This is a genomic window from Streptomyces sp. NPDC030245 (assembly GCF_055572995.1).
This window is the reverse complement of sequence record NZ_JBVICF010000001.1, coordinates 317,474-337,796: the sequence shown is the minus strand read 5'-3', so window position 1 is coordinate 337,796 and position 20,323 is coordinate 317,474. Positions and strand designations below refer to the sequence as shown.

Annotated in this window: 16 protein-coding genes and 2 tRNA genes; 9 read left to right on the top strand and 9 right to left on the bottom strand. The window is 73.3% G+C overall.

What is annotated here, in order from left to right; all coding sequences use genetic code 11:
- Positions 1-5: 5 nt before the first annotated feature.
- Together ACZ4Z4_RS01475 and ACZ4Z4_RS01470 are read left to right on the top strand one after the other, a co-directional pair.
- Positions 6-78, top strand: a tRNA-Asn gene (locus tag ACZ4Z4_RS01475).
- Positions 79-265: 187 nt separating this feature from the next.
- Positions 266-339, top strand: a tRNA-Ile gene (locus ACZ4Z4_RS01470).
- An 83-nt stretch (positions 340-422) separates the two neighbouring features.
- On the opposite strand, the gene ACZ4Z4_RS01465 is transcribed toward ACZ4Z4_RS01470, so the two are convergent.
- On the bottom strand, positions 423-1,466 hold the full coding sequence (locus ACZ4Z4_RS01465) for a YihY/virulence factor BrkB family protein (RefSeq protein ID WP_468320622.1): 1,044 nt from the start codon (positions 1,464-1,466) through the stop codon (positions 423-425).
- A 171-nt stretch (positions 1,467-1,637) separates the two neighbouring features.
- Between ACZ4Z4_RS01465 and ACZ4Z4_RS01460 the strand changes: the two genes are divergently transcribed.
- The 3 genes from ACZ4Z4_RS01460 to ACZ4Z4_RS01450 are packed head-to-tail and all read left to right on the top strand — an operon-like array spanning position 1,638 to position 4,880.
- Positions 1,638-2,048, top strand: coding sequence for a TOBE domain-containing protein (locus tag ACZ4Z4_RS01460; RefSeq protein ID WP_468320619.1), 411 nt, complete (start codon positions 1,638-1,640; stop codon positions 2,046-2,048).
- Positions 2,049-2,106: 58 nt separating this feature from the next.
- A complete protein-coding gene (gene modA, locus ACZ4Z4_RS01455) occupies positions 2,107-2,904 on the top strand; it encodes a molybdate ABC transporter substrate-binding protein (RefSeq protein ID WP_468320616.1) in 798 nt (265 codons plus the stop codon).
- A 17-nt stretch (positions 2,905-2,921) separates the two neighbouring features.
- The gene (locus ACZ4Z4_RS01450; RefSeq protein ID WP_468320613.1) at positions 2,922-4,880 is read left to right on the top strand and encodes an ABC transporter permease; all 1,959 of its coding nucleotides are present in this window, start codon (positions 2,922-2,924) and stop codon (positions 4,878-4,880) included.
- Between the two features lie 48 nt (positions 4,881-4,928).
- Here the strand turns inward: ACZ4Z4_RS01450 and ACZ4Z4_RS01445 are convergent, their stop codons facing one another.
- On the bottom strand, positions 4,929-6,791 hold the full coding sequence (locus tag ACZ4Z4_RS01445) for a GAF domain-containing protein (protein ID WP_468320610.1): 1,863 nt from the start codon (positions 6,789-6,791) through the stop codon (positions 4,929-4,931).
- A gap of 54 nt (positions 6,792-6,845) precedes the next feature.
- Complete coding sequence (gene mreB, locus ACZ4Z4_RS01440) at positions 6,846-7,883, bottom strand: rod shape-determining protein MreB (RefSeq protein WP_468320608.1); 1,038 nt, start codon at positions 7,881-7,883, stop codon at positions 6,846-6,848.
- 297 nt (positions 7,884-8,180) lie between these two features.
- Here mreB and ACZ4Z4_RS01435 point away from each other — a divergent pair, with 297 nt between their 5' ends.
- Together ACZ4Z4_RS01435 and ACZ4Z4_RS01430 are read left to right on the top strand one after the other, a co-directional pair.
- Positions 8,181-11,894: a S8 family serine peptidase gene (locus tag ACZ4Z4_RS01435; protein ID WP_468320605.1), complete on the top strand. Its 3,714-nt coding sequence runs from the start codon at positions 8,181-8,183 to the stop codon at positions 11,892-11,894.
- A gap of 49 nt (positions 11,895-11,943) precedes the next feature.
- A complete protein-coding gene (locus tag ACZ4Z4_RS01430; protein WP_468320602.1) occupies positions 11,944-12,396 on the top strand; it encodes a hypothetical protein in 453 nt (150 codons plus the stop codon).
- 105 nt (positions 12,397-12,501) lie between these two features.
- On the opposite strand, the gene ACZ4Z4_RS01425 is transcribed toward ACZ4Z4_RS01430, so the two are convergent.
- The gene (locus ACZ4Z4_RS01425) at positions 12,502-13,971 is read right to left on the bottom strand and encodes an acyl-CoA synthetase (protein WP_468320599.1); all 1,470 of its coding nucleotides are present in this window, start codon (positions 13,969-13,971) and stop codon (positions 12,502-12,504) included.
- A gap of 155 nt (positions 13,972-14,126) precedes the next feature.
- Between ACZ4Z4_RS01425 and ACZ4Z4_RS01420 the strand changes: the two genes are divergently transcribed.
- Positions 14,127-15,218, top strand: coding sequence for an esterase-like activity of phytase family protein (locus tag ACZ4Z4_RS01420; RefSeq protein ID WP_468320595.1), 1,092 nt, complete (start codon positions 14,127-14,129; stop codon positions 15,216-15,218).
- Between the two features lie 32 nt (positions 15,219-15,250).
- Here the strand turns inward: ACZ4Z4_RS01420 and ACZ4Z4_RS01415 are convergent, their stop codons facing one another.
- The 3 genes from ACZ4Z4_RS01415 to ACZ4Z4_RS01405 form a co-directional block, all read right to left on the bottom strand.
- Positions 15,251-16,321, bottom strand: coding sequence for a YeiH family protein (locus ACZ4Z4_RS01415; protein WP_468320592.1), 1,071 nt, complete (start codon positions 16,319-16,321; stop codon positions 15,251-15,253).
- Entirely contained in the window at positions 16,321-16,890 is a 570-nt protein-coding gene (locus ACZ4Z4_RS01410) for a cysteine dioxygenase family protein (RefSeq protein ID WP_468320590.1), read from the bottom strand. The genes ACZ4Z4_RS01415 and ACZ4Z4_RS01410 overlap by 1 nt, the downstream gene beginning before the upstream one ends.
- 100 nt (positions 16,891-16,990) lie before the next feature.
- Positions 16,991-17,896 (bottom strand): LysR family transcriptional regulator, encoded by a 906-nt coding sequence (locus ACZ4Z4_RS01405; protein ID WP_468320588.1) that lies wholly within the window; start codon positions 17,894-17,896, stop codon positions 16,991-16,993.
- A gap of 188 nt (positions 17,897-18,084) precedes the next feature.
- Between ACZ4Z4_RS01405 and ACZ4Z4_RS01400 the strand changes: the two genes are divergently transcribed.
- Entirely contained in the window at positions 18,085-18,918 is an 834-nt protein-coding gene (locus ACZ4Z4_RS01400; protein WP_468322051.1) for an ATP-grasp domain-containing protein, read from the top strand.
- Between the two features lie 22 nt (positions 18,919-18,940).
- Here the strand turns inward: ACZ4Z4_RS01400 and ACZ4Z4_RS01395 are convergent, their stop codons facing one another.
- Complete coding sequence (locus tag ACZ4Z4_RS01395; RefSeq protein ID WP_468320585.1) at positions 18,941-19,528, bottom strand: hypothetical protein; 588 nt, start codon at positions 19,526-19,528, stop codon at positions 18,941-18,943.
- Positions 19,518-20,321, bottom strand: a complete 804-nt coding sequence (locus ACZ4Z4_RS01390) for an FkbM family methyltransferase (RefSeq protein WP_468320582.1) — start codon at positions 20,319-20,321, stop codon at positions 19,518-19,520. The genes ACZ4Z4_RS01395 and ACZ4Z4_RS01390 overlap by 11 nt, the downstream gene beginning before the upstream one ends.
- Between the last annotated feature and the right edge of the window lie 2 nt (positions 20,322-20,323).

Below are 20,323 nucleotides of genomic sequence, written 5' to 3'. Positions count from 1 at the left end.
CTCGGTCTCCTGTAGCTCAATTGGCAGAGCAGCCGGCTGTTAACCGGCAGGTTACTGGTTCGAGTCCAGTCGGGAGAGCTGTGAGGAAGGACCCCCGAGACGCCTCTCGGGGGTCCTTCTTCGTACTGGTTCCGTGCCCGGTGGAACCGCGCGGGCAGCGCTGGGGTCCTCATGGTCGTGCGATGCCGACCATCCGAAGCAGGAGATCGTATGAGCGGCTATGCTGCGGCAGACGGCGCGCACAAATGTGCGCGACGCGCCGTTAGGGGCGGTAGCTCAGCCGGTTAGAGCAGCGGACTCATAATCCGTCGGCCGTGGGTTCGAGTCCCACCCGCCCCACCCGGGCTCGTCAGTGAAGAAACGATCTGACCAGCCAGAACGTAACAGCGAGGGCCGTCACGTAAACCGTGGCGGCCCTCGTTTCACTCACTCGGCAGGACCGGGCGGCCCTTGCGGCGGCGCGGCCACTTGCGGGTGTCGCGGGGCTCCACGTACGGCTCCTCCTCCGGGGGCATGCCGCCGGAGATCGCTCGCTGGCGGGCCAGCTCCGCGTCGAATTCGAGGCCGAGCAGGATGGCCAGGTTCGAGAGCCAGAGCCAGATCAGGAAGACGACGACACCGGCGAGGGTGCCGTACGTCTTGTTGTACGACGCGAAATTGGCGACGTACAGCGCGAAGCCGCCGGAGGCGAGCAGCCAGAGCAGGACCGCGAGGGCGCTGCCCGGACTCAGCCAGCGGAAGCCGGGGCCCCGGACGTTCGGGGCGCGCCAGAAGAGCAGGCCGATCATCACGATCACGAGGACCAGCAGGACCGGCCACTTGGCGATGGACCAGGCGGTCAGCGCCGCGTCGCCCACGCCGATCGCGTCACCGGCCCGCTCGGCCAGCGGCCCCGTGAAGACCACGATCACCGCGCTGACCGCGAGCAGGAGCATGAGGACCACGGTCAGGGCGATGCGCAGCGGGGTCAGCTTCCACACCGGGCGGCCCTCGGGAAGGTCGTAGACGGCGTTGGAGGTGCGGATGAACGCCGCCACGTAGCCGGAGGCCGACCAGACCGCGAGGACCAGGCCCACGATCGCCATCACGCCGCTGGTGCCGCCGCTGTCCCCGAGCTGCCGCACCGCGTCGCCGAGCAGGTCGCGCACCGGGCCGGGGGCCAGCTGCTGAAGGTTGTCGAGGACCGTATGGGTCGCCGACTCGCCGATCACGCCCAGGAGCGAGACGAGGACCAGGAGCGCCGGGAAGAGGGAGAGGACGCCGTAGTACGTCAGGGCGGCGGCCCGGTCGGGCAGATCGTCGTCCATGAACTCCTTGCCGGTCCGCCGCAGGACCGACCACCAGGAGCGCGCGGGCAGTTCGGTGGGCTCGTCCGGGGCGGCCCGCTCGACCTCCGGACCCGGGCCGGTGTCGATGGCCGGCTCGTTCTCGCCATGCACATGTTTGTCCCTGCCGAAGAGTGCCATGCGGAGGCGAGTTGACCGGTTCGGGCGGCGTATGCCTGCTCGGATCCGCCGGTATCGGGCGGAAGGAGAGCTTGGAGGTTCCTCCAGAGCGCGGAGCGTGAAGGTGCATCTGCCATGTATTTCCGTATCAACTTTTACAAATGCCAGCCGATCGCGCCTATCTTGTCGCACATGCAGTCCTACACGATCGGGCAGGCCGCGCGTCTGCTCGGAGTCAGCCCCGACACCGCCCGCCGCTGGGCGGACGCCGGACGGGTCGCCACGCACCGCGACGAGGGCGGGCGACGGCTCATCGACGGCCGCGACCTCGCCGCGTTCTCCGTCGAGGTCGCGCAGAGCGGTGCCGCCGGGGCCGCGAACGGTGAGGAAGGCGTCCCGTACACCACCGCGCGCAACGCCTTTCCGGGCATCGTCACCGCCGTGAAGCTCGGCGACGTGGCCGCCCAGGTGGAGATACAGGCGGGACCGCACCGCCTGGTGTCCCTGCTCACCAGGGAGGCGGTGGAGGAGCTCGGCCTGGAGGTCGGCGTGGAGGCCACCGCCCGGGTGAAGTCCACCAGCGTCCACATCGACCGGACCTGACGCCCGGCCGACCGGTCCGCCCCCCTCTCCCTCTCCCTCCGCCTTCTCAAGGAGCCCCGTGTCCGCCACACGCCCCGCCCGCACCGCCCGCCGTACCGCCGCCGCGGCCGTGACCGCCGCGCTGCTCCTGCCGCTCGCCGCCTGCGGCAACGGTGACGACAGCGAGAGCAAGAAGGACGGGGGCGGCAAGGACGTGAGCCTCACCGTCCTCGCTGCCTCCTCCCTCACCGACGTCTTCGCCACCGCCGAGAAGGCGTACGAGAAGGAGCACCCCGGCACGGAGCTGACGATCTCCGCGGCCGGGTCCCAGGAGCTCGCCGCGCAGGTGAAGCAGGGCGCTCCCGCCGACGTGCTCGTCACCGCCGACACCAAGACCATGGACGGCCTGAAGGGCGAGACCGGCGAGCCCACCGTCATCGCGAAAAACCGGCTCGTCATCGCCACCCGCGAGGGCAACCCCGACAAGGTCAAGGGGCTCAAGGACCTCGGCGACAGCAAGCTGAAGGTGGTCCTCGCCGACGACACCGTGCCGGTCGGGCGTTACAGCAAGCAGGTCCTGGACAAGCAGGGCGTCGACGTGCGGCCGGTCTCCAAGGAGGCCAACGTCCGCTCCGTCCTGAGCAAGGTCGAGCTCGGCGAGGCCGACGCGGGCATCGTCTACCGCACGGACGCCGCGACCGCGCCCGGCAAGGTCGACGCCGTCGAGATCCCCGACGGCCAGAACGCCGTCGCCGCCTACCCGGCCGCGACCCTCAAGAGCTCCGAGAACGGCGAGGCGGCGGCCGCCTTCGTGAAGTGGCTCAGCACGCCCGAAGCGCAGAAGATCCTGCGGGACGCCGGCTTCCAGAAGCCGTGACCCGTACTCCGGCCGCCGTGACCCGCACCCGAGAGCGGCGCACGCGCCCCCGCCCGCCGCTCACCTTGGTCCTCCCCGCCCTGCTCGCCGTCGCCTTCCTGCTGCTGCCGCTCGTCGGCGTCCTGGCCAGGACCGAGTGGCGCGACCTCGGGAGCCACCTGACCACTCCGGGGGTCACGCAGGCCCTGAAGCTCTCGCTGTCCGTGTCGTTCTGGGCGCTCGGTCTCTCGCTGCTGCTCGGAGTGCCGCTGGCCTGGCTGCTGGCGCGCGTGGAGTTCCCGGGCAAGGCGCTCGTACGCTCCCTCGTGCTGCTGCCGATGGTGCTGCCGCCCACCGTCGGCGGCGTCGCGCTCCTGCTCGGGTTCGGGCGGCGCGGACTGCTCGGGCCGTGGCTGGAGGACACCTTCGGCATCGTGCTGCCCTTCCACACCTCCGGTGCCGTGGTGGCGGCGACGTTCGTGGCGATGCCGTTCCTCGTCATCAGCCTGGAGGGCGCGCTGGGCGGGCTGCGGCCCGGCTACGAGGAGACGGCGGCCTCACTGGGTGCGTCTCCCGTACGGGTGTTCCTCACCGTCACCCTGCCGATGGTCGCGCCCGGGCTCGCCGCGGGGGCCGCGCTGACGTGGGCGCGGGCGCTCGGCGAGTTCGGCGCGACGATCACCTTCGCGGGCAACCTGCCGGGCACGACGCAGACCCTGCCGCTCCAGGTGTACCTGCTGCTCCAGGACTCCCCGGAGGCCGCGACCTCGCTGTCGCTGCTGCTGCTCGCCATCGCGATGGCCGTACTGGTCGGGCTGCGGGGGCGGTGGACAGCGGGGGCCTCGGGGCGTGTGCGGGACGTACGGGACGTACGTGAGGGGGCGCGCCTCGATTCGGACACGGAGGCGGGGGAGGAGCGAGGGGCGGCGGACACAGGCGGGGTGGCAGAGGTCGGGGAGAAGTGGGGGCTGCATGCCGACGTCACCGGGCACAATCAGCTCACCCTCGACGCCGGCCCCGGCACCACCATCGCCGTCGTCGGGCCCAACGGCGCGGGCAAGACCACGCTCCTGCGTGCCCTCCTCGGCCTCACCCCGCGCGCCCACGCACGGCTGCGGCTCGGCGAGCGCGACGTCACCGCGCTGCCGCCGCACCGGCGCGGGGTCGCCTGGGTGCCCCAGGAAGGCGCGCTCTTCCCGCACCTGAACGCCCTCGGCAACACCGCGTACGGGCTGCGCGCGCAGGGCGTCCGGCGCGCCGGGGCCCGCCGCGAGGCACAGGCCTGGCTCGACCGGCTCGGCGTCGGGCACCTCGCCCACCGCAGACCCGCCCAGCTCTCCGGCGGGCAGGCGCAGCGGGTCGCGCTGGCGCGGGCGCTGGCGGCCAGGCCCCGGCTGCTGCTCCTCGACGAACCGCTCGCCGCGCTCGACCAGACCACCCGCGCCCACGTCCGCCACACGCTGCGCCGCCACCTCGACGGGTTCGGCGGGGTCTGCCTCATCGTCACGCACGACCCCGTCGAGGCGGTCTCGCTCGCCGACCGGGTGCTCGTGCTCGACGAGGGGCGTACGTTGCAGGACGCGCCGCCCGCCGAGGTCACCCGGCATCCGCGCTCGCCCTGGGTGGCCCGCATGCTCGGCCGCAACGCCTGGTCCGGCACGGCGGCCGCCGACGGCACGCTCGTGCTGGCGGGGGAGGGGCGGCTCGTCGTCGCCGACCCGCCGCAGGCCGGTGCACGGGCGCTCGCGGTCATCGCGCCGGAGGCGGTGTCCGTGCACCGCGAGAAGCCGACGGGCAGCCCCCGCAACGTATGGCCCGGGACGGTACGGGAGATCACCACCGCAGGGAGCCGGCTGCGCGTCCTGATCACCTCGCGCGAGGCGCCCGACCTGGTCGCCGAGATCACTCCGCAGGCGGCCGTGGAGCTGGGGCTCGCGGACGGGGTGGAGGTGTGGACGAGCGTGAAGGCGACGGAGGTGTCCGTGGTGGAGCTCTGAGGGCTTGTCACGGGTGTGTGAAGGGCGGCCTGCTGAGAGGACGTCGGGTTACAGCGGTGCCTGCCACGTCACCGTCGTCCCCGCCTCGACGCCGTCCGTGTCCCCGTCGTCGTACACCGTCAGGCGCACGCCCTCGCGGCCGTCGGGAAGCGTCGCCCGCGCGTCGACCGTCACGTCGACGCGGGTGACGCCGGTGCGGCGGGAGGTGGCGGCGAGGGAGCGGCGCAGGGCGGCGAGGAGGTGGCCGGCGGCCGGGTCGGTGACGCGAGTGTCGACGGCGCCGGCGAAGTGTACCGACGGCTGGACGCCGAGGATCGCGGCGGCGCCCGCCGTCTCGCGCAGGACCTTGCCGCGGAACGTGGCCGGTGCGTCGGCGGGCGGCTGCTGGAGCGCGAAGATCGCCGTACGGACCTCCTGGATGGTGGATTCCAGTTCGTCGACGGCGCGGTCGAGGGTGGACTCGACCGTGGTCGAGCGGGCCCTGCGGCGGGTCGACTCCAGCATCATGCCGGTGGCGAAGAGGCGCTGGACGACGAGGTCGTGCAGGTCGCGGGCGATGCGGTCGCGGTCCTCGAAGACCGCGAGGCGCTCCCGGCTCTGCTGGGCGTCGGCCAGGACGAGGGCGACGGCGGCCTGCGAGGCGAACTGCGTGGCGAGGAGCCGCTCGGCGGGGGTGTAGGCGGGCGCGCCGCGGCGGCGGGGCAGCGCGAGCGTGCCGATGAGCCGGCCCCCGGCCTGTAGCGGCAGCATCATGCTGGGCCCGAACCGGGCCCGCACGTGCGTCGTCATGCGCGGGTCGGTCGCGGAGTCCTCGATGAACACCGGCTCACCCCCGAGCAACTGCGTGAGCACGGCGCTGCCGGGCTCGATGGTGGTGCCGATGAGGTCGTTGGGGTGGGAGTGAGGGACCTGTACCGGGGGTGCAGCAGGGTCCGGGGCCGAGCCCGGGGTTGGGCCCGAGTCCGGGGCCGGGTCTGAGTCCGGGTCCGGCGCCGAAGCCGAGGCTGGGTCCGGGCCCGAGTCCGAGGCTGGGCCCGAGTCCGAGCCCGGGGCTGGGGCTGAGTCCGGGTTCGACGCCGGGGCTGGAGCCGGAGCCGGAGCCGGAGCTGGGTCAGGGTCCGGGGCCGATCCCGGGGCCGGGTCCGACGCCGAGGCTGGAGCCGGGGCTGGGTCCGAGCCCGGGTCCGGGGCCGAAGTTGGGGGCGAGGTCGAGGCCAGTGTGGAGGCTGAGGCGCCCCAGCCGTGGGGTTCGCCGTCTGTGGCGGCTGCGACGATGCGCATGCCGCCCGCCTCCGTGGGCTGGAGGATCACCCCCGCCGCCGCGCCCGCGAGTTTCCGTGCCCGGTCCGCGACCGTCATCAGCGCGTCCGGCGAGGCCTCGCCGGTGAGGAGGGCCGTGGTGACGGCCGCGGCGCCCTCGATCCAGCGCTCCCGCCGGCGGGCCGCCTCGAACAGGCGGGCGTTGCCGATGGAGATGCCCGCCTGGCTCGCCAGGACCCGCAGGAGCTGGCGGTCCTCGTCGGTGAAGGGGCCGCCGCCCGCCTTGCGGGCCAGCAGGAGCGCGCCGAAGGGCTCGTCGTGAACGTGGATCGGCACGCGGAGGACCGTGCCGTCCGCCTCCTCGTCTCCGTCCGCCTCCTCGTCTCCGTCCGCCTCCGGACCTACCGTCGGGACGCCGTCCGGGAAGCGGCCGGGTCCGCCCGCCACGAACCGTTCCGCCGGCCCCTCGTGACCGGCGGCGGCGTCGACGGCGAGCGTGCCGACGCCCGCCCCGGTCAGCCGCGCCGCGCTGTCCACGACGTGCTGGAGCGTCGCGCGGAGTTCGAGCTCCGTGCCGACGCCGAGGACCGCCTCCAGGAGCGGTTGCAGCGAGGATTGCGGCGCGTCCGCTCCTTCGGGCGTCTCCGTCACGTACGACGTACTCCGTACTCCGTGCTTGAGGGCAATAGTGGGGAACGGTGCCTGTCAGCCCGACAGCGGGTCCAGGACCAGCGGCTGGATCTTGCCCTCCAGCATCGCACCGAGCCCCAGCACGGCGCACACGTCCGGCCGTTCCGCGATATGTACGGGCATTCCGGTCGCGTCCCCCAGCATCTGGTCGAGGCCGGGGAGGAGCGCGCTGCCGCCGACCAGCATGATGCCGCGGTCCGCGAGGTCGGCCACCAGGTCCGGCGGGCAGTCGCGCAGCACCTTGCCGATGCCGTCGAGGACGGCGGTGAGCGGGGTGTGGATCGCCTCGCGGACCGCGGCCGTGTCCACCTGGACCGAGCGGGCCACGCCCGTCGCGACGTCCCTGCCGTGGATCTCCGTGGACTCGGGCCCCTGCGTGGTGAGCCCGTTGCCGCGCAGGGCGAGCTGGAGGGGGCGTACGGACTGGGAGGGCAGCATCAGTTCGTGCTGGTGGCGCAGGTGCTGCACGATCGCGTTGTCGATGGCCTCACCGCCCACGGGAACGCGTTCCGCGGTCACGATCGAGCCGAGCGAGAGGACCGCGACCTGGGTGGTGGCGGCGCCGCAGACGAGGATCATCGTCGCCTCGGGGCGCTCCACGGGCAGGCCGCAGCCGACGGCCGCCGCGATCAGGGTGTCCACCAGCTCCACGCGGCGGGCACCGAGCCCGACCATCGTCTCGACGGCGGCGCGCTGCGCCAGCGGGTCCGCGTCGTGCGGGGTGCACGCGGCGGCGCGCAGCCGGGGTTTGCGGCGCAGGGTGCGGCGGAGCTTCTCGCCGAGCAGGTGCCGCAGCATGCGCTGGGCCATCTCGATGTCGACGACGGTGCCGCCGGAGACGGGGCGGACCACGCGGATGTAGCCGGGCGTACGCCCCGTCATCTGCTCGGCGAACTGGCCGACCGCGATGAGCGCGCCCGTCCGGGTGTTCACGGCGGCGGCGCTCGGCTCGTCGACGACGAGCCCCGCGCCCTTCACGAACACGCGGGTCCTCGCGGCACCCATGTCGACGGCGATGTGACAGCGGCGCAACTGCTCCAGACTGACGGTCATGGCAGGTCCTCCCGAGAGCGCAGACCGTACGGACCGTCGGACGGCGGTCCTGTCTCGCATCGTGCGGCGCACCCGCGCGGCTCGCGCGCTGGGTTGAGCCGGGCGGGGTGCGGCCGCACGGGTGGTGTTCGGGGCGTCGCGGGCCGTGCGGTTGTCCCACCTGTCCCGGTGGCGGATACGTGCCCTGGCGGTTTCCCGCCACGTCCCGTCAACTCCCCTGCAACACACGGCAGTCGACACTTTTCGCAGCACTCGGGTACCACCCCTGCCCGGGTCCGACGAAGAGAGGCAGCCTCCATGACCAGAGCCTCCGTGCGGCGAAGAGCCGCGCTCGTGGCCGCCGCCGGTCTCGCGTTCGCCCTGCTCCCCGCCGGGCAGGGCGGCGCCGCGGCCGCCGGCGCCCCCGGGGCGGCAGCCGCCCCCGCCCCCGTCCCCACCCCCGGCCACACCGTCACCCTCATCACGGGTGACAGGGTCACCGTCGCCCGGCTCCCCGGTGGCCGGCAGGCCGTCACCGTGGACCGGCCCGCGGGGGCGAGCGGGGCGGTGCGCAGCCAGGTGTCGGACGGGCACCTCACCGTCGTACCGGACGAGGCGCGGCCGTATCTGCGCTCCGGTGTCCTCGACGAGCGGCTGTTCGACGTGACCGAGCTGATCCGGCAGGGGCGCGCGTCCACCCGGCCGGGGAAGGCGGGTGCCGGGCTGCCCCTCATCGTCACGTACGACGAGAAGGCCCGCGGTGCGCGCGAGCTGCCGCGCGGGGTCGAGAAGGTGCGCTCCCTGGAGAGCGTCGGGGGCGTCGCCGTCACGGTGGAGCGGCCGGACGCGCTGTGGCGTTACCTGCGTGCGGAGGCCTCCGGCGCCGGCAAGGCATCCAGCCCCGGCAAGGCCCCCGGCATCGGCAAGATATGGCTCGACGGGCGCGTCGAGGCGGACCTGGCGCGGAGCAACGAGCAGATCGGCACCCCGAAGGCCTGGGAGGCCGGGCTCACGGGCAAGGGCGTCAAGGTCGCCGTCCTGGACACCGGCTTCGACACCGGACACCCGGACCTCGCGGAGCGCGTCGCGGAGTCCAGGAGCTTCATACCCGGCGAGGAGGTCGCCGACCGCAACGGGCACGGGACCCATGTCGCCTCCACCGTCGGCGGGAGCGGCGCCGCCTCCGACGGCAAGGAGAAGGGGGTCGCGCCCGGCGCCTCGCTCGCCGTCGGCAAAGTCCTCAGCGACGAGGGGTTCGGCAGCGAGTCCGAGATCATCGCGGGCATGGAGTGGGCGGCGAAGGACGTCGGCGCCAGGATCGTGTCCATGAGCCTCGGTTCGCAGGAGGCCAGTGACGGCACCGACCCGATGGCCGCCGCCGTGAACTCCCTCTCCGAGGAGACCGGCGCCCTCTTCGTCGTCGCGGCCGGGAACACCGGTGCGCCCTCCTCCATCGGCTCGCCCGGCGCCGCCGACTCGGCGCTGACCGTCGGCGCCGTCGACTCCGCCGACGAGGCCGCGTACTTCACGAGCCGGGGCCCGCGCGCCGGTGACCACGCGCTCAAGCCCGACCTGTCGGCACCCGGCGTCGACGTCCTCGCCGCCCGCTCCGGACTGGCCGAAGGCGAGGGCTTCTACACGGAGATGAGCGGTACGTCGATGGCGACGCCGCACATCGCGGGCGTCGCCGCGCTGCTCGCCGAGCGGCACCCCGACTGGACGGGTGCGCGGCTCAAGGACGCCCTGATGTCCACCGCGGCACAACTCGACGCGTCGGCTTACGAGTTGGGGGCGGGCCGAGTCAGTGTGCCCGACGCCGTCGACGCGTCCGTCACCGCGACCGGCAGCGCCGACCTCGGCTACTACCGCTGGCCGTACGACGCCAACAAGCCGGTCGACAGAACCCTCGCCTACAGGAACTCCACCGACGAGGCAGTGGAGTTGAGCCTCGCCGTGCGGGGCGCCGCCGACGGCGTCGTCACGCTCGCCGACTCCACCCTCACCGTCCCCGCGCACGGCACCGCGTCGACCACCGTCACCGGCGACGGCGCGAAGGCACCCGTCGGGAACACCAGCGGCGCCGTCGTCGCGAGCGCCGGCGGGAAGAAGGTCGCGCACACCGCGTTCGGGCTGGTCAAGGAGGAGGAGCGGTACACGCTCACCGTCCACGTCAAGGACCGTGACGGCGCGCCCGCCCCCGCCGATCTCGTGGTGCGGCGGCTCACCCGGGACACCGAGCCGTTCCCGGCCGCCGTGGGCGGCTCCGGCACGCTGAAGCTCCGGCTGCAACCGGGCACGTACGCCCTCTCGACCTTCCTCGACGTGCGGGGCAGCAAGGGCGAGGACTCCCTCGGCCTCGGGTTCCTCACCGACCCGGAGATCCGCCTCGACCGGGACCGCACCGTCACCCTGGACGGGCGGAAGCTGCGCGAGATCGAGGCCGACGTGGGCCGGCGCACCGAGACCAGGCAGCTGCTGATGGAGTACGACAGGAAAGCCGGCGGCGCCGACCTGATGGGCGCCGTCCAGGTGCCCGTGAAGTACGACAGCGTCTTCGCCGCGCCGACCCGGAAGGTCACCGAGGGAAGCTTCGAGTACCGCACCGTGTGGCGGCTCGGTAAGCCCATGGTGGCGGTGAAGGGCCTGCGCGAGGCCGTCGCCCAGCCCGGTGGGACGATCGCCGAGGGGCGGCGGAAGTGGACGCTGGTGGACGCGGGCGACGGCACCCCGGCCGCGTACGAGGGCAAGGACGTCCGGGGCAGGGCCGTCGTCGTGCGCCGGACGGACGCGGTCACGCCGGAGCGGCTCGGGCAGGCCGCGCAGGACGCGGGCGCCGCCGCGCTGTTCGTGACGGACGGCCGGGCCGGGCGCCTGAACGCCTGGTTCGGCACCGCGGACAACGGCGACCGGCCTTTGCAGATCGCCACGGTCGACGCCGCCGACGGGGCCAGGCTGATCGCGGCGGCGAAGGCGGGAGGTAAGGCCGAGAGCACCGGCACCCTCAACACCCCCTATGTGTACGACCTCTCCGAGGGGCACGAGGGGGCCGTCCCCAAGGACCTCACGTACGAACCAGGGAGGGCTGAAATGGCAGTCCTCGCCACGCGGTACCACGCGGTGAAGCCCGCGGCGGGCGGTGAATACCGCTACTCCATCACCGACGCCTTCCCCGTCGGGCTCGGCTTCCAGGAGAAGATCGACTACCCGGCCGAGCGGACGGAGTACGTCTCCACGGGCAAGGGCCAGTTGTGGCACGAGTCCGTGTCCACCGGGCCCGGCGCGCTGGAGGAGCGCAGCGGCCTCGTCGCCTACCGGGGTGGCGGGCACACGGAGTTGAACTGGTTCAAGCCGGTGCTGCACCCCTGGCTCGGCACCGGACTCGGCTGGGGCCAGACGCGCAGCGGGAACGACCTGGCGTTCAACGTGCCCGGCTGGGGCGATTCGGGCCCCGACCACACCGGCTTCGGCGACGTCTGGAGCGAGGAGTCGATGACGCAGGTCAGCGAGGTCTTCGTGGACGGGGTGAGCGTCGACCGGCGCAAGAGCTCGGGCGTGTACGTGTGGGGCGCGGACCCCGCCGAGCACACGTACAAGGTCGTGACCGACACGACCCTCGCCCCCGAGCGGTGGCACCTCGCGACGAAGGGCCACGCGGAGTGGACGTTCCGGTCCAAGGAGACCCCGGCGGACAAGAAGACGGTCCTGCCGCTCCTCAACCTCGGATTCGACGTCGACACGTCCCTGTCGGGCGACGTACGGGGCGGGCGCACCGTGCCGGTCGGGATCTTCGCGGAGTACGTGAAGGGGGCCCCGGACACGGGCACCATCGGGAGCGGCAAGCTGTCCGTCTCGTACGACGAGGGGACGACGTGGGAGAACGTCACCCTGAAGCGGGACGGCAAGAAGGCGGTCTGGGCAGGTGAGTTGAGGATGCCGCCTGCCGCCGGGTCCGTCTCCCTGCGGGCGTCCGCCTCCGACGACCGGGGCGGGATCGTCTCTCAGGAGATCATCCGGGCGGTGGGGGTGAAGTAGGGGATTTCCCCCGGCATCTGATCGGGCGGGAAGTCGGCACCATGGGTGCATGAGGTGGGAATGGATAGCACCCCTGATTACCGGCGTATCGGGCGTCACAGGGGTGTTCTTCACATGGCTGACTGGTGCGCAAGGCAGATCGCATACGGAGCGCATGGTCGCGCAATCGCAGCAGGCGGAACAGCGTGCGCACCTCCTCAAGGAACGGAGAGACGCCTACTTTGCAGTCATGCGAGCAGCGCATTTAGAACTGCAACGCTTGGAGTACGAGCGGACGACTCAGACCTCAAAGCTCCACGAGCTGGAGCAGTACTGGACCACAGAGAGGCGTATCGAGATGAGCGCCGACGCGCTGATTGGCCTCTTTACCTTTGGCAGCGACGAGGCACGAGAGTTCATCTACGAGTGGCGAGAAGCCGTTGACGGCGAGGACTTGGTCAAAATGAATGACCTCGCTGACAGGTTCCGGGTCCTTGTGAAGTCCGAGCTGAAGATCGAGTAAGTGCCGGAGCGCACCCCGCACGTCTTCCGCGCCAGGACGGGCCGGCGTCGGCCGGGCTGGACTCCAACCCGGCCGGCGGTGCTCATTGAGTGGTCCCGGTGGTGCTCACTGCGTGGTCAAGGAGCGCTTCATGATCTTGCCCATGTCGTTTCGTGGCAGCGTCTCCAGATACCGCACCACCCGCGGCCGCTTGTGCGGAGCCAGGGTCGATGCCACGTGGTCGGACAACTCCTGCGTAGTGGGCGGGGACTGGAGGTCGGTGGGGACCACCCAGGCCACGATGCGTTCGCCCAGGTCGGGGTCGGGCTCGCCGGTGACGGCGGCCTCCCGTACTCCGGTGTGGGCCAGGAGCGCGTTCTCGATCTCGCCCGCGCCGATCTTGTAGCCGCCGCTCTTGATGAGGTCGGTGGCCTTGCGGCCGACGATGCGCACATAGCCGTCGGGGTCCCGCACCGCCATGTCGCCGGTGCGGAACCAGCCGCCGGGCGCGAAGGCCGCCGCGGTCGCGTCCGGGCGGTTCAGGTACTCCGTGAACAGGTTGGGGCCGCGCACCTGGATCTCGCCGACCGCCTCGGGGTCGTCCGCCGGGAGCTCCTCGCCCGACTCGTCGACCAGGCGCAGTTCGACTCCGGGCAGCGGTACGCCGACCGCGCCCGCGCGGGGCTCGCCGTCGGCCCGCACGCTCGTGTTCATGAGGGTCTCCGTCATGCCGTACCGCTCGATGACGCGCCGCCCCGTGGCGGCCGCGATGCGCTCGTGGTCGTGGACCGGGAGCGCCGCCGAGCCGGACACCAGAAGCCGCGCCCCCGCCAGCGCCTTCACCAGCTCCGGGTCGTCCGGCAGGGCCTCGGCGATCCGGTGGTACATCGTCGGCACCCCGAACAGCATGGTCGCCCCGGAGCCGAGCTCGCGCGTCACGCCCTCGGTGCCGAACCGGCCGAGGTGCCGCACGGAGCCGCCGCGCCGCAACGGGCCGAGCGTGCCGAGGATCAGGCCGTGCACGTGGAACAGCGGCAGGCCGTGCACCAGGACGTCGTCGCCGGTCCACTGCCAGGCGTCCGCCAGGGCGTCCAGCGTGGCGGCGATCGCGCGGCGCGGCAGGACGGCGCCCTTGGGCGGGCCCGTGGTGCCGGAGGTGTAGACGATCAGGGCGGGGGAGTCGGGGGCCGGTTCGGCGGGGGTCTGTTCGGCGGGTGTGGCGCCTGCCGGGTGGGCCGCGTCGTCCTGCCGTACGTCGACGTCGTGCCGGTGCACGTCGGCCAGAGGGGGCGGCAGGGGGACGCCGGGCTCGGCCAGCACCAGGGAAGGCGCGCTGTCGCCGAGGATGTGCGTGAGCTCGGAGTCGCCCGACTTCGGGTTGAGCGGCACGGCAGGCACCCCGGCGAGCAGCGCGGCGACCACGCCGACGGCCGTTTCCAGGGACGGGGTCGCCCAGACGGCGACCCGGCTCTCGTCGCGCAGCCGCAGCGCCAACGAGTCGGCGACCGCAGCCAGTTCGGGGTAGGTCAGTGAGCGGTCGCCGAACCGGAGGGCCTCGCCGCGTGCGGCGTTGAGGGCCGGGAAGAGGGGGTCCACGTGTCGTACTCCTCGAAGTCCGTCGGGGTGGTCCGTGCGGAGCGTGTGCGGTCTCCGCACCGGGGCGTCATGGGAGTGTTGCTCCCCGCAGGCGCGGTGTCACAGTGACCACTGGAGTCGAGCACGGTCAAGCATCGTCGGACAGGGGGCACCCCATGAGATGGCGTACGACAGTGAGCCTCGCGGCGAGCGCCGCGCTGCTGGCCTCGGGCACGACCGCGGCGACCGCGGCAACCGCGGTGACCTCGGCGGACACCGCCCCGGCACACGCGGGCGGTGCCTGCTCGCCCCGGGTCTCCGTCGCCCGGTACTCCGACGCGCTGAACAAGGCCGAGGTCGACGGCCGGCTCGTCGGCGGCCTCTCCGCACTCGCCGTCGAGCGCGACGGCTCGGTGAGCGCCGTCTCCGACCGCTCGGCCCTCTACAGGATCGACGTGCGCGGGAAGCAGCCGCAGGCCACGGCCCGGGTGCCGCTCGCCGACGAGTCGGGGGCCGCGCTCGACTCGGAGGGCCTGGTCGTCGAGCGCGACGGCAGCCGCCTGGTGTCGGACGAGCGGGGCCCCGCCGTCCGCCGCCACGGCAGGGACGGTGCCCTGCTCGCCCGGTTGGACGTGCCGCAACCCCTGCGGGTCGCCCCCGCGGGCCGCGCCCGGCCGAACCAGACCTTCGAGAGCCTCGCCCTGCTGCCCGGCGGGCGCACCCTGGTCGCCGGGATGGAGGGCCCGCTGACGGGAGACGGGACGGACTCGGCGGGCCGGACCCTGAACCGCGTACAGACGTGGCAACGTCCGGCCCCCGGCGCCGGGTTCACGCTCGGCCGGCAGCTCGCGTACCCCGTCGACCCCGGCTTCGGGCTCGTCGAGCTCGCGCCGACGGGAGACGGCAGGCTCCTCGTCCTGGAGCGGGGCTTCACCCCGGACTTCCTCATCGACGTACGGCTGTACGTCGCGGACCCGCGCGGCGCCGAGGACGTGACCGGCGTCGAGACCCTAGGCACCGGTACCCGCGCGCTGCGCAAGACCCTCCTCGCCGACCTCTCCGACTGCCCCTCGCTGGGCGCGCCCTCGAACCTGCCGCCCGGCAACAACCCCCTGATCGACAACATCGAGGGGATGACGGTGACGGGCCACCACCCGCACGGCCCGGGGCGCGACCGCCTGCGCCTGCTGCTCGTCAGCGACGACAACGAACTGCCGCAGCAAATCACGCGCCTGTACGACGTCCGGGTCACGCTGCCCCGCCGCTAGGGCAGGTGTCGGAAGTCCCGGCTGCCCCGCCTTCAGTACGTCAGCACCACACCCGCGTACGACACCCCCGCGATCACGACCCACGAGACGAGCCCGAGAGCCGCGACGCGGCCGCCCGTGCGGGTCAGGGACGGCAGGTCGACCGCGCTGCCCAGTCCGAACAGGGCGGCCGCCAGCAGGAGTTCCTGGGCCGTGTGGGCCAGGTCGAGGGCCGTGCCGGGCAGCCATCCGGTGGTGCGCAGCGCCACCATGGCGAGGAAGCCGGCGACGAAGAGCGGCACGAGCGGCGGGCGCTTGGCACCCGTGGTCCCGGCGGCGGTGGCCGGGACCCGGCGGCGCGCCCGTACGGAGAGGGCCACCGCCGCGACGAGCGGCGCGAGCAGCGCGACCCGCATCAGCTTGACCAGGACCGCGTCGCCGAGCGCCCCGGCGCCCGCGGTCTGCGCGGTCGCCACGACCTGCCCCACGTCGTGCACGCTCGCCCCGACCCAGCGCCCGAACTCCGCGTCGCCGAGCCCCAGCGGATGCTGGAGGAGGGGGAGCACGGCGATCGCCAGCGTGCCGCACAGGGTGACCAGCGCCACCGAGGTGGCCGTGTCCCGTTCGTCGCTCTCGGACACCTCGCTGACCGCGCCGATCGCGGACGCGCCGCAGATCGAGTAGCCGGTGGCGATCAGCAGGGGCTGGTCGCCGCGCAGCCCCATGCGGCGCCCCAGCCACCAGGTGCCGAGGAAGGTGACCGCGACGACGCAGAGCACCATCGCGACCGAGGCCCAGCCGAGCCCGAGCACGTCGTCCAGGCTCAGCTTCAGGCCGAGCAGCACGATGCCGACGCGCATCAGCCGCTTCGCCGCGAACGTCAGCCCGGCCTTGCCGGGACCGCGTACGTACGCGTGCGCCGCGCCCGGCAGGTGGGCGGCGACGATGCCCAGGACCACCGCGGCGGTGAGCATCGGCACGCCGGGCACCAGCCGGTGCACGCCCCAGGCCGCGGCGACGCCCAGCACGGCGAGCGTCAGGCCCGGCAGTTTGCGGGGCGGGCGGGCGAGGGTGGTGGGGGCGCGCGGCGTACGGGACTTCGGGCGTTCGCCGAGGAGTGCCATTACCGGTCGGCCGGGAGCTCGTACACCCGGCGGACGCTGCTGCCCAGGCGGGCGATGTCCGCGCCGTATATGTGGATCGATATCGCGCGGCTGCCGCAGGCGTTCCACACCCGGTGGATGTCACCGGGCGGCGCGAAGCCGCAGACCGAGCCCTGCGGGTTGACGACGTCCTCCGTGGCGACGAGCCGGGCGGCGCCGCCGTCCTCGGCGGCGGGCACCAGGCGGTAGCGGCGCTCCCGCTCCTCGCCCTCGTGGACGCCCGTGACGCACCACGACACGTGGTCGTGGACCGAGGTCCGCTGCCCCGGCAGCCAGACGAGCGCCACGATCGAGAAGCTGCCGTCGTGCTCGGCGTGCAGGACGTGCTGGCGATAGTGGTCGGGGTCGCCCTCGCACTGCTCGTCGGTGAGCAGATCGGCGGTGCCGAGGTGCGGGGCGAGCCGCTCGCCGACCAGGTACGCGGTCAGGTCGGGGGGCAGGCCGCGCCCCACGGCCTCACGCACGTCGGCGACGAGGGCGTCGAGGCGCTCTGTGGTCCGGGCGGCCCGGTACGCGGTCGGAGTGCTCATACGGGCAGCGTCGCGCCGCCGATCCATCACGTCCAACGACAGTCTTTTGGCAACCCCCCAACTTCCGCTTATGGATGCGGCGGCGCGGGGGCGCGGGCGGTCAGCAGCCGACGCGGTTGGCGGCCACGGTCCGCAGCTCGTCGAGGACCAGGGCGGTGGCCGGTATCCGCAGATGGTCCTTGAGGACGTACGCCGACACCTGGCGCCGCGAGGCCGGGTCCAGGGCGCGGCCCGTCACCTTCTGGTGGCAGAGGAAGTTCAGGACGAGACCCGGCATCATCGCGATGCCGAGCCCCTCGGCGACCAGGCTCTGCACCACCAGGTTGTCGTCGGTGGTGAAGGCGATGTCGGGCGCGAAGCCCAGCTCGGCGCACTCGTGCAGGAAGTTGGCCCGGCAGCGCGGGCACCCCGCGATCCACCGCTCCTCCGCCAGCTCGGCGAGCCTGACCGACCGCTGGCGCGCCATCCGGTGCCCGGCGGGCAGCAGCACGGTCAGCTGGTCCTCCAGGAGCGGGATCTCCGCCAGCTCCTCCGGCACCTCGTCGTGCAGGCCGGGATAGGTGAAGGCGAGCGTGATGTCGCACTCGCCGCGCACCACGCGCCGCAGCGATTCGGGCGGCTCGTCCTCCAGGAGCTCCACGCGCACCCCCGGGTGCCCGGTGGCGAGCCGGGCCAGGGCCTCGGGGATGAGGGTCGCGTTGGCGCTGGGGAACGCGCAGACCCGCACCCGGCCCGAGCGCAGCCGCGTGATCGCGTTCATCTGCTGCTGGGCTGCGGAGATGTCGTCCAGGATGATCCCCGCGTGCCGCGACAGCGCCTCGCCCGCCTCCGTCAGCCGCATGCGGCGGCCGACGCGGGTGAACAGCGGAGTGCCGACGGACCGTTCCAGAGCCTTCATCTGCTGGGTGATCGCCGGCTGCGTATAGCCGAGCGAGCGGGCGGCCGCCGAGTACGAACCGGCCCGGACCACCTCGTGGAACGTCCTGATGTGCCGCGAATCGAACACCGTCGAATCATAAGCAGATGTTGGAGGCGGCGAACAAGGCCGGGGCCGGGCTTTTGCCTCCGGGGCACGCGCCTCTTCTTCCCGAGGGTGCATGAGGCGCGGTTGTTAGCCTGCGGGGTCCGTGACCGCGTACGTACAAGGAGTCCCCCGTGGCAAGCCCCCGCATCGCACTGGTCACCCGTCGGCCGATGCCCGAGTACGACCACGACCTGCCGTCCCTCGCGCGCGCCCTCGGCGACACGGGCGCCGAGGCGCACCTCGTCGGCTGGGACGACCCGGACGTCGACTGGTCCGGATTCGACCTCGCGGTGATCAGGTCCACGTGGGACTACAGCTGGCGCGCCGGCGAGTACGTGGCGTGGGCCGAGCGGTGCGCCCGGCTCACGCGGCTCGCCAACCCCGCGGACGTCGTCCGGTGGAACACCGACAAGCGCTACCTCGGCGAGCTCGCCGAGGCCGGTGTGCCCGTCGTCCCGACCTACTACCGCGCGCCCGGCGGCGCGGCGGAACTCCCACCTACCGACGGAGAGTTCGTCGTCAAGCCGACGTCCGGCGCCGGCGCGCGGTACGCCGCCCGCTACCGCGCGGACGAGCGGGAGACCGCACTGGCGCACCTGGCCCGCATGCACGAGGAGGGCTTCACCGCCATGGTGCAGCCCTACATGCGGCGCATAGACGTGACCGGGGAGCGCGCCCTCGTCTTCTGCGGCGGGCAGTTCCTGCACGCCGTCCAGAAGGGTGCGGTCCTCGCGCCCGGCACGGCGTACGACGCGGCCAAGACGGCCCACCCCGACCTGCGCCCCTGGCAGCCCACCGAGGCCGAACTCGACGTCGCCGCGCGGGCGTTGGCCGCGGTGCCGGGCTCCCCCGAGCTGCTGTACGCGCGCGTGGACCTCGTCGACGGCGCCGACGGCGACCCGCACGTCATGGAGCTCGAACTCGTCGAACCCAACCTCTTCCTCGCCGTGCACCCCGGTTCGCCGACCCGCGTCGCGGAGGCGATCCACAAGGCGGCGCTGTAGCACGGGCTCCAGCGGAGGGGGCTCACGGTCGCCTGGGGGTAATGGCTGAGCGTTGGAGCAACCCCCAGGTGAACTCGGCGACACACGACTGCCGTTGACCCTGCCCATCCGGCGCTTCGAACGCGAGGCCCCACCGCGTCGGCGCCGACCCCTCCATGGGGCGCGCCGGAGCGAAGGCGCGCGCCACCTCGTCGACCGTGCACGACCACGGGGTGAGGTCGTCGAGGGTCCGCAGCTCGGGCGCGGGCGCTTCCGGCGCGCGCACCAGCCAGTCGTTCCACACCGCCCCGTTCGGCGCGAGCAGCACCTCGAAGCGCAGGTCGGGCCAGAGCGGCACCGGCCAGCGCAGCGCCTCGCACTCCAGGTCGCCGATCCGGCGGCGGGTCGCCGACTCCGGCGTGCCGAGGACCGAGCGGTAGCGCGCGGCGGCGCCCCGGGAGCGCGCGGAGCGGGTCATGGCCTGCCAGCGGCGGTTGGCCTCCCGCATGTCCGCGGCGGACGTGCCGAGGGCGCGCCGGGCGTCCTCCACGAGGCCGGGGTTGTGGTCGGCCATGCGGCGCAGCAGGACCAGCTGGAAGTCCAGGGCGTTGAACGAGGGGCTAGCGGACATGCACCCCATCGTCGCGCACCGCGAGCGCCCCCGGGCGGTGGCCGTCGGGCAGGAACAAGACCGAGTTGACGTACCGCGGGTGTCTCGGTGTGAGCACCCGGCGCAGCAGGCCCTGCGACACGACGTACGCCGTGCCGGACTGGTGCGTCTCCAGGTCGAAGGAGGCCAGCGGCAGCCATCTGTCGTGCGGCAGCACCCAGCCCCGGTAGCCGTGGCCGCGGGTCAGGAGCTCCACGATCGGGGCGATCGGCTGGATGCGGGACTCCAGCTCGATGAAGATCGCCGGACGGTCGCGGGTGATCAGCTCGTGCGCGCCGCGCAGCACCGGCAGCTCGTTGCCGTCCACGTCGATCTTGAGGAAGTGCACGTCGCGCAGGCCGAGCCCGTCCAGGGTCACGCACGGCACGTCCACGGCGACGTCGTGGATGTCGCGGCGGACGAGGGACGACACGCCCCGCTCACCGCGGTCGCCGCGCGGCAGCCAGAGCCGGGCCGTGCCCGGGCGGTCCGTCGCCGCGGCCTGGACCACCCGGACGTTGCGGGGGGTGCTGGCGCGGAGCAGCCGCGCCAGGTGCGGCACCGGCTCCACGGTCACCACGCGGCGCGCGCGGGGGGCGAGCCGCCGCGACCACGGGCCGTACCAGCCGCCGACGTCCACGGCGGTGCCGCAGCCCGGCGGGCAGAGGTCGGCGAGCCGCCCCAGCTCCGGTTCGAAGCGGGGGTAGACGAGCCGGGCCAGGGCGGCGATCAGACGGTCGGGGACATAGGGCGCCACGCGGGCGGCGAAAGTCATGT